7 protein-coding genes and 1 riboswitch are annotated in these 8,877 nt (G+C 66.8%); of the genes, 6 read left to right on the forward strand and 1 reads right to left on the reverse strand.

The features are described from left to right. Window positions 1-14: 14 nt before the first annotated feature. From VX037_RS01010 to VX037_RS01035, 6 genes are all read left to right on the forward strand, one after another. On the forward strand, window positions 15-1,244 hold the full coding sequence (locus VX037_RS01010; RefSeq protein WP_328712918.1) for a Gfo/Idh/MocA family protein: 1,230 nt from the start codon (window positions 15-17) through the stop codon (window positions 1,242-1,244). Beyond that, a complete protein-coding gene (locus VX037_RS01015; RefSeq protein ID WP_442903624.1) occupies window positions 1,217-2,677 on the forward strand; it encodes an MFS transporter in 1,461 nt (486 codons plus the stop codon). The genes VX037_RS01010 and VX037_RS01015 overlap by 28 nt, the downstream gene beginning before the upstream one ends. 236 nt (window positions 2,678-2,913) lie before the next feature. Continuing rightward, complete coding sequence (locus VX037_RS01020) at window positions 2,914-3,864, forward strand: substrate-binding domain-containing protein (protein ID WP_442903625.1); 951 nt, start codon at window positions 2,914-2,916, stop codon at window positions 3,862-3,864. Window positions 3,865-3,886: 22 nt separating this feature from the next. Beyond that, window positions 3,887-4,945 (forward strand): ABC transporter permease, encoded by a 1,059-nt coding sequence (locus VX037_RS01025; RefSeq protein WP_328712923.1) that lies wholly within the window; start codon window positions 3,887-3,889, stop codon window positions 4,943-4,945. Between the two features lie 7 nt (window positions 4,946-4,952). Continuing rightward, window positions 4,953-5,765: an ATP-binding cassette domain-containing protein gene (locus tag VX037_RS01030; protein ID WP_235725110.1), complete on the forward strand. Its 813-nt coding sequence runs from the start codon at window positions 4,953-4,955 to the stop codon at window positions 5,763-5,765. A 154-nt stretch (window positions 5,766-5,919) separates the two neighbouring features. Beyond that, window positions 5,920-7,068 carry a LacI family DNA-binding transcriptional regulator gene (locus VX037_RS01035; RefSeq protein WP_328712924.1) on the forward strand — a complete coding sequence of 383 codons (1,149 nt, stop codon included), beginning with the start codon at window positions 5,920-5,922 and terminating at the stop codon, window positions 7,066-7,068. Window positions 7,069-7,164: 96 nt separating this feature from the next. Here VX037_RS01035 and VX037_RS01040 read toward each other — a convergent pair whose 3' ends face one another. Further along, window positions 7,165-8,547, reverse strand: a complete 1,383-nt coding sequence (locus VX037_RS01040; protein ID WP_328712926.1) for an NAD(P)/FAD-dependent oxidoreductase — start codon at window positions 8,545-8,547, stop codon at window positions 7,165-7,167. A gap of 26 nt (window positions 8,548-8,573) precedes the next feature. Further along, a riboswitch (ZMP/ZTP riboswitch) is annotated at window positions 8,574-8,654 on the reverse strand. Window positions 8,655-8,877: the final 223 nt, after the last annotated feature.

Genomic DNA, 8,877 nt, shown 5'->3' on the forward strand with positions numbered 1-8,877 from the left:
ATGGAGCTGATGAGATGACCGTGGAGACCCCCGGCAGTGCCGCTACCGGTGCGGCCGCACGCAACGACGTGCACGACGAGGCGGGCGTCGTCCTGCCGGTCGGGATCATCGGGTTCGGGTGGATGGGTCGGGCGCACGCTCAGGCGTACGCGCGTATCCGCCATCACTATCCCGACCTCACGCCGGTGCCGCGGCTGATGGTCATCGCCGACGAGGTGACCGATCGGGCGGCATCGGCCGCCGTCCAGTTCGACGTGCCGGCCACGGTGGCCGATTGGCGTGAAGTGGTGGCGGACCCGACCATCGGTGCGGTCAGCGTGACCGCCCCCAACTTCCTGCATCGCGATATCGGCTGTGCCGTCGCGGCGGCGGGCAAGCACCTGTGGATAGAGAAGCCGGTCGGGTTGTCCGCCGCCGATGCGCGGGCGGTGGCGTCGGCGGCCGCGACGGCCGGGATCCGAACAGCCGTCGGGTTCAACTACCGCAACGTGCCGGCGGTGGCGGCGGCGCGTGAGCTGGTGGCCGCCGGCGAGATCGGTGAGGTCACCCACGCCCGGTTCAGGTTGTTCAGTGACTATGCCGCACATCCCGACGGTGCTTTGAGTTGGCGCTTTCAGCGCGATCGCGGCGGTAACGGGGTGCTCGGCGACCTCGCATCCCATGGCGCAGATCTGGTGTGGTTCCTGTTGGGCGACATCGCGTCGCTGGTCGCCGACACCGCGATCTTTGTCGCCGAGCGCCCCAAGCCGACCGGAGCGACGGCCGGTCACCAGCTCGCCTCCGGCGGTGAGCGCGGTCCGGTAGAGAACGAGGACTATGTCTCGGCGCAGTTGCGCATGGCCGGCGGTGCGCGATGTGTGCTCGAGGCCAGCCGGGTGTCCGTCGGTGCGCAGAACTCCTACGGGTTCGAGATCCACGGCACCAAGGGGGTCGTGCGGTGGGACTACCGGAGGATGGGTGAACTGGAGGTCGGTGCCGGCGACACCTATCAGGATCTGTCGGTGGCCACGCGATTCGTTGGTCCCGGTAGCGGCGACTACGTGGCGTTTCAGCCCGGCGCGGCCAATCCGATGAGCTATGACGACCTGAAGGTGATCGAGGCGGCCCGATTCTGTGGATCGATCGCCGATCCCACGCACGCCGGCGCCACCATCGACGATGCGGTGCGCGCGGCGGAGGTGCTCGATGCGATGACCACATCGGTGCGTGAGGGCACCTGGGTCGCTCCCGCGTCGATGAGGTGAGCGTGCGGCGTCTCCTCGGGCGGGCGGGCACCGCCCGGGTGTCTGCGGACTTCCCGTATGCGCTCGCCCTGCTCGGGGCCGGGGCGATGTTCATGGAGATCCTCGACGCCACCATCGTCGCGACCGCGCTGCCGGCCATCGCCGCCGATCTCGGAGTGCGTCCGCTCGATGCCACGGTGATCGCGACCTCCTACCTGATCACCCTCGCGGTGCTGATCCCGCTGTCGGGGTGGGTTGCCGATCGGTTCGGTGTGCGCCGCGTGTTCCTGCTCGCGGTCGCGGTGTTCACCCTCGCGTCGGCGGGCGCTGCGCTGGCCCCGGATCTCACGACCCTGGTGGCGATGCGGGTGCTGCAGGCGGCCGGCGGCGCGATGATGGTGCCGGTCGGTCGGCTGGCGGTCCTGCGCACGGTGCCGCGCGGTGAGCTGGTGCGGGCGATCGCCTACCTGACGTGGCCGGCCCTGGTGGCGCCGGTGGTGGCACCATTGATCGGCGGTGCGATCGTCACGCATGCGTCATGGCGGGTCATCTTCGCGATCAACCTGCCGATCGGTCTGGTCGGCATCATTGCCGCGTTTTGCTGGTGTCGGCCCGCGGACTCGGACACGGCACGACGCCGACTCGATGTGCTCGGGGTGCTGTGCACCACCGCGGCGGTCGGCGCGGCGATGTTCGCGGCGCAGGAACTGACTGCCGACGATCCGCGCTGGTGGGTGGTCGCCATCGGCGTACTCGCGGGGTCGGTCCTGGGCGTGGTGGCGCTGCGGCGGATGCGGTCGGCCCCACATCCGTTGCTGAATCTCGACGTGCTGCAGGTGCGTTCCTTCGCCGCGGTGGTGGGGTTCGGCACGGTCTACCGCATCGGGATCAGCGCGGTGCCGTTCTTGTTGCCGTTGCTGTTCCAGCTGCGCTTCGGCTGGTCGGCGGTGGCCGCGGGCGCGATGGTGACCGCGCTGTTCGTCGGCAACGTCGCCATCAAGCCGCTGACCACACCGCTGATGCGGCGCTGGGGCATCCGACGGGTGCTGGTGGCGGACCTGACGGCGTCGGTGGTGTCCTTCGGGGCTCTCGCATTGCTCAGCGCAACCACGTCGGCGGTGGTGATCGGCACGGTCTTGGTGATCTCCGGGGCGCTCCGCTCGATCGGCTTCTCCGCGTACAACACCCTGGCGTTCGCCGACGTCGGGCCCGCGGAGCTCAGCGATGCGAACGCGGTGCACGCCGCGGTGCAGGAACTCGGCGCCGCGTTCGGGGTTGCGCTTGCCGCCGTGGCGATCTCGGTGTTCGCAGGTCTCGATGTGCTGCCCGCCGGCGCCTACTCGGCGGCCTTCGTGCTGCTCGGATTGCTGATGGCGGTCTGTGTGGTTGGGGCCGCGCGCCTGCCCACGGCGGCCGGTGAGCGAGCATTACGCACGGTTCCTACCACCGCCTAGATCCGAATGTCTGGACAAAGTCTTGACATCGCCGGTGTGACGGGTATTACATCTAGTCCACAAGAGTGTTCGCCCGAACAGCACATCCCGGCAGGTTCCCGATCCGGGAACCCACAGCCAGGGCGCCGATGACACTCTCGGATCGAAGGGAAGAGACAACGATGCACTCCACTGAACGTCGTCGGATCCGGCGGCCGCGTCGGCTCGCCGCAATCGCCGCCGCATGCGCATCCGCGATGCTGATCGTGGCCGGCTGTTCCAGCACGGGTGGTGCCCCTGACGATGACGGCGGCGACGGTGGCGGGACCGGCAACGCGGGCACCCCGGAGTTGACGATCGCGATGATCACCCACGAGGTGCCGGGTGACTCGTTCTGGGACCTGATCCGAAAGGGCGCCGAGATGGCCGCCCAGAAGGACAACGTCAATTTGCAATACTCGTCGGACCCGGAGGCGCCCAATCAGGCCAACCTGGTGCAGACCGCCATCGACAGCAAGGTCGACGGGATCGCGCTGACCCTGGCCAAGCCCGACGCGATGGCTCCGGCCGTGCAACGCGCGATCGACGCCGGCATCCCGGTCGTCGCCTTCAATTCCGGTTTCGACAACTGGAAGGAAATGGGCGTGCAGCAGTACTTCGGCCAAGACGAGACCCTCGCCGGCCGCACTGCCGGCGAACGTCTGACCCAGGAGGGTCGCAAGAAGGTGCTCTGCGTGATCCAGGAGCAGGGGCAGGTCGCACTCGAATCCCGCTGCGCCGGTGTGCGTCAGGGCTTCACCGGAGGTGGCTTCGAGATCCTCAACGTGAACAGCAAGGACATGCCGTCGGTGGAGGCCACGATGACGGCGAAGCTGCAGCAGGATCCGTCCATCGACACCGTGGTGACCCTGGGTGCGCCCATTGCGCAGACCGCGGTGCAATCCAAGGGCAACGCCGGCTCACAGGCCGAGATCGTCACCTTCGACACCAACGCCGCGCTGGTTCCGCTGATCCAGAACGGTGAGGTCAAGTGGGCGGTGGATCAGCAGCCGTACGTGCAGGGCTATGAGGCCGTCGACGCTCTCTGGCTCAACCTCACCAATGCGAACACCATCGGCGGCGGCGAGGCCGTGCTGACCGGACCGGCCTTCATCGACGAGTCGAACATCGACGCCGTGGCCGAATACGCCGAGAACGGCACCCGCTGACGCGGGCCGCTGGAGGGAAACCATGAGTACTCAAGCAGATCTCGACCTGTCCACGCACAAACCCGTCACCGACGAACGGGTGAAACGCCAGAAGCCCCTGCAGCGGCTGCTGCTGCGGCCGGAGATCGGCGCGCTGTTCGGTGCGATTGCCATCTTCATCTTCTTCCTCATCGTGGCGCCGCCGTTCCGAACGCCGGAGGCACTCGCGACAGTGCTGTACGCGAGTTCGACGATCGGCATCATGGCCTGCGGGGTCGCGGTGTTAATGATCGGTGGCGAGTTCGACCTCTCCACCGGTGTCGCGGTGACGTTCTCGTCGCTGGCCGCATCGATGCTCGCCTACAACCTGCATCTCAATGTGTGGCTCGGAGCGTTCCTCGCGCTGATCCTGGCGTTGGCCGTCGGCTTCTTCAACGGCTTCCTGGTCATGAAGACGAGGATCCCCTCGTTCCTGATCACACTGTCGACGTTCCTGATGCTCACCGGTATCAACCTGGCGGTCACCAAGCTGGTGACCGGCCAGGTGGCCACCCCGTCGATCTCCGACATGCAGGGATTCGACTCCGCGCACAAGGTGTTCGCCTCGTCGTTCACGCTCTTCGGGGTGTCGGTGCGGATGACCGTGGTGTGGTGGATTCTGTTCACCCTCGTCGCGACCTGGGTGCTGATGCGCACCCGCGTGGGTAACTGGGTCTTCGCGGTCGGCGGCAACCAGGACTCGGCGCGGGCCGTCGGTGTGCCGGTCACCCGAGTCAAGATCGGTATGTTCATGTTCGTCGGCTTCTGTGCCTGGTTCGTCGGCATGCACCTGCTGTTCGCTTTCGACACGGTGCAGTCCGGTCAGGGCGTGGGCAACGAGTTCTTCTACATCATCGCCGCCGTCGTGGGTGGCTGCCTGCTCACCGGCGGATACGGCACTGCGGTCGGAGCGGCGATCGGCGCCTTCATCTTCGGCATGGTCAACCAGGGCATCGTCTACGCCGGATGGAACCCCGACTGGTTCAAATTCTTCATGGGTGCGATGCTGCTCTTCGCGGTGATCGCCAACAACAGCTTCCGCAACTACGCGGCCAAGAGGTGATCGCACAATGAGCTCAGCCATCGAAACCCGTTCCGAGTCGGACTCCAGCGGTGGCAAGGTACCGCTGATCGAGCTCCGGGACGTCGGCAAATCCTACGGCGCGATCATCGCGCTCAAAGGCATCAACCTGCGCGTGCACGCCGGCGAGGTCACCTGCGTGCTCGGCGACAACGGTGCAGGTAAATCCACCCTGATCAAGATCATGGCCGGGCTGCATCAGCAGACCGAAGGCGACCTGCTCATCGACGGTGCCCAAACCCACCTCGAATCGCCGAAGCACGCGCTCGGCAAGGGCATCGCGACCGTCTACCAGGATCTCGCGGTGGTCGGGTTGATGCCGGTGTGGCGCAACTTCTTCCTGGGTCAAGAGCTCCGCAAGGGGCCCTTCCGGATGCTCGACATCCAGTCGATGCGGGCGACGACCAAGGAAGAGCTGTACAAGATGGGCATCGACCTCCCCGATGTGGATGCGCCCATCGGCTCGCTCTCGGGTGGTCAGCGTCAGTGTGTGGCCATTTCGCGGGCCATCTACTTCGGAGCTCGGGTGCTGATCCTCGACGAGCCGACCGCCGCGCTGGGTGTCAAGCAGTCGGGCACCGTGCTGCGCTACATCTCGGCCGCTCGGGATCAGGGTTTCGGCGTCGTGTTCATCACACACAACCCGCATCATGCGCACATGGTGGGCGACCACTTCGTCCTGCTCAATCGTGGGCGCCAGAAGCTGGACTGCACCTACGACGAGATCACGCTCGAGGAGTTGACCCAGCAGATGGCCGGCGGAGACGAGCTCGACACGTTGAGCCACGAGCTGCGGCGCTGAGCCGGTGAATCCGCCCGAGGCACGCTCGGCCGATTCTTGGCCGGGCGGGTCTTGTGGTGGGCTAGTGTTCCGGTGCGGGGCGCGAGGTCGTGACGCGAGTCGTGCGACACAGGTTGTGTGACACACGTTGTGTGACAACAGAAAGAGGTACGCGATGTCGCGGCTGATCGGGGTGGTGTTCGGGGCGACGAGCCCGTTCGAGGCGGATCTGGTCGACCGCCTGTACGCATCCGCCGACGCGGCCGGATACCAACTTGCGCTCGGGCTGCACACATCGTCGCGTGGACGACCGCGCGCGGTCGCCGATCTCGCCGAGCAGGGGTGTGTGGCCGTGATCGTGATCGGTGCGGAATACGACGACCGGCTCGACGTGAAGGTCCCGATCGTGGTCCTCGGCGAACGACTTCCCCACCTGAGGGCGGTCACGGTGGGAACCGACGAGTGGCGCGGTGCGCAGCTGGCGGTGCAGCATCTCATCGACCTCGGGCACACCTCGATCGCGCATGTCGAAGGTGGCGACCACCCGTGTGCGTCAGAGCGCTTGCGTGGCTATCTCGGGGCGATGGCGGCGGCCGGCTACCGCGACCAATGCCGAACCCTGGTGGGTGATTACACCGAGGAAGCGGGTGCGCTGGCCGCCGAACGGCTCCTCGCCGAGGGCGACCTGCCGACTGCCGTCTTCCTGGCCAACGACCGGATGGCGATCGGGTTCATCGACGTCATGCGGCACAGTGGCATCCGGGTGCCCGACGACATGTCGGTCGTCGGTTACGACGATGGGCCGCACGCGGTACTCGGACATCTCAATCTCACCACCATCCGCCAGAACGTACCCGGCCTCGCCGCGGCGGCGGTGGACGCGGTCAAGTCGCTGGTCGGGGATTCTCCGGACCGCCCGGACACAGGTGGGTGCGGCTTCTACGGCGCCCGGTCGCTCGAGCCTGAACTGATGGTCCGCGCGACGACCGCCCCGCCCGACGACGCGCTGTCGGGCTCATCGCAGCCGGACCTGCTCCGCTGGGGACTGCTCGCCGACGAATGCGACGATCATCTGGTGCACGAACTCGGCACACCCGGCGTGCTGACCGGACCCATCGAAGTGGTGGCGAGTTCGTCGACGGCGGTGGCCTGGGAGATCGCCGATCGGCTCGGCATCATGGTCAGCTACGGCATCTACGAAGACCTCATCGATGACCCGGAGATCGACGCGATCTTCATCGCACTGCCGCCCGACGCCCGCGACACCTGGGCGCACAAGGCCCGCGAGGCGGGCAAGGTGGTACGCACGCGCGACGCCAGCTAAGAGTTCTTCCCCCAGAGATCATTTCGTCCCCCACTAGCAGGAGGGGGACGAAACGATACCTGGGGGAAGAACTCTATGACGTGTACCGAGGAACGCTCAGGCGGCGTCGTCGAGCCGAGTGCGTTCCTCTAGTTCCTCGATCGCGTTGCGCGCGAATACCTGTTGTTCGGTGACGGCCAGCTGCGTACGACTGCGGCTGGTGAACGCGAAGAACCAGTCGACGAGTGTGGTGAACCGATTGCGGAAGCCCACGAGGTAGACCAGGTGCAGCACCAGCCATCCGATCCAGGCCAGGAAACCCGCGAGCTCGATGTGGCGTGATGTGCCCGGGACGGGGATCTTCGCCACCGCACTGAACCGGGCGATGGTGGCCATCGAGCCCTTGTCCCAGTACGAGAACGGTTTCCGCGCCTCGGGTGATGTCCCCTTGAGGCCATTCTTGATCGCCGACGCCGCGTACTTCGCGCCCTGGATCGCGCCCTGCGCCATGCCCGGGACGCCGTCGACGGCCATCATGTCGCCGACGACGAAGACCTCGGGATGGTCGGGCACCGTCAGGTCGGGGCCCACCTTCACCCGGCCGGCCCGATCGAGTTCGACGCCGCTCTGCTCGGCCAACTGGCGTCCCAGCGGGCTGGCCGCCACACCGGCCGACCACACCTTGCATTGGCTCTCGATGCGCCGACGCGTGCCGTCGGCGTCGGTGACCACCAGACCGTGGTAGTCCATGTCGACGACCATCGCACCCAGCTGGATGTCGACGCCGTTGCGCGCCAACCGGTCCGTGGCCCGTTTGCTGAGCTTTCCGCCGTAGGGCGGCAGCACGGTGGGCGCGGCGTCGAGCAGGATCACCCGCGCATCGGCCGAGTCGATGTTGCGGAACGCGCCGCGCAGTGTGCGGTTGGCCATCTCGGCGATCTGCCCGGCCATCTCCACACCGGTGGCACCGGCACCGATCACCACGAAGGTCAGCAGGCGCGCCCGCTCCTCGGGGTCGGTGGACAGTTCGGCCTGCTCGAACGCGCCGAGAATGCGGCCACGCAACTCGAGTGCGTCGTCGATGGTCTTGAGACCCGGGGCGAACTCGGCGAACCGGTCGTTGCCGAAGTAGGACTGATCGGCGCCCGCGGCCACGATGAGGCTGTCGTAGGGCGTGGTGGTGACGCGCTCGAGTAGTCGGCTGGTGATGGTGCGACCGTCGAGATCGATGGACTCCACGTCACCGAGCACCACACGCACGTTGTCCTGCTTGCGCAGGATCACTCGCAGCGGGGGAGCGATCTGTCCCTCAGAGATGACTCCGGTGGCGACCTGATACAGCAGCGGTTGGAACAGGTGATGGGTGGTGCGGGCGATCACCGTGACGTCGACGTCGGCCTTCGCCAACTGTCGTGCGGCGGTCAGTCCGCCGAATCCGGATCCGATGATGACGACGCGATGGCGGGCGCCGTTCATGTCGGGTTGCGTGCGGGAATTCATGGCAACTGTCCTCCAGCGTTCACCGTCGCAGACACCCAGGCGGTCGATGTCTGACTCAGTTCGCTCCACGCCGGTCGATCCCGGCTACGCCAGTCGCGATTTCTGATGCTACCCAAGACAACGGCCGCGGCGCGACCCGATATTCCTCGGGTAGTTCACTTGTGTGTACGGGGGTCCGGTCTCGATACGCGACGGGCTCGCTGCGCTCGCACGTCGCTACTCGACCAGCGGTTGAGCCGGGCTCGCTGCGCTGGCACGTCGCTACTCGACCAGCGGTTGAGCCGGGCTCGCTGCGCTGGCACGTCGCTACTCGACCAGCGGTTGAGCCGG

It is taken from the genome of Gordonia sp. Z-3 (assembly GCF_036233855.1).
Taxonomy (GTDB): Bacteria; Actinomycetota; Actinomycetes; order Mycobacteriales; family Mycobacteriaceae; genus Gordonia; species Gordonia tangerina.

Coding starts and splice junctions, on each gene's coding strand:
- VX037_RS01010 (WP_328712918.1), top strand. CDS start 15: ATGACCGTGGAGACCCCCGGCAGTGCCGCTACCGGTGCGGCCGCACGC.
- VX037_RS01020 (WP_442903625.1), top strand. CDS start 2,914: ATGCTGATCGTGGCCGGCTGTTCCAGCACGGGTGGTGCCCCTGACGAT.
- VX037_RS01025 (WP_328712923.1), top strand. CDS start 3,887: ATGAGTACTCAAGCAGATCTCGACCTGTCCACGCACAAACCCGTCACC.
- VX037_RS01030 (WP_235725110.1), top strand. CDS start 4,953: ATGAGCTCAGCCATCGAAACCCGTTCCGAGTCGGACTCCAGCGGTGGC.
- VX037_RS01035 (WP_328712924.1), top strand. CDS start 5,920: ATGTCGCGGCTGATCGGGGTGGTGTTCGGGGCGACGAGCCCGTTCGAG.
- VX037_RS01040 (WP_328712926.1), bottom strand. CDS start 8,547: ATGAATTCCCGCACGCAACCCGACATGAACGGCGCCCGCCATCGCGTC.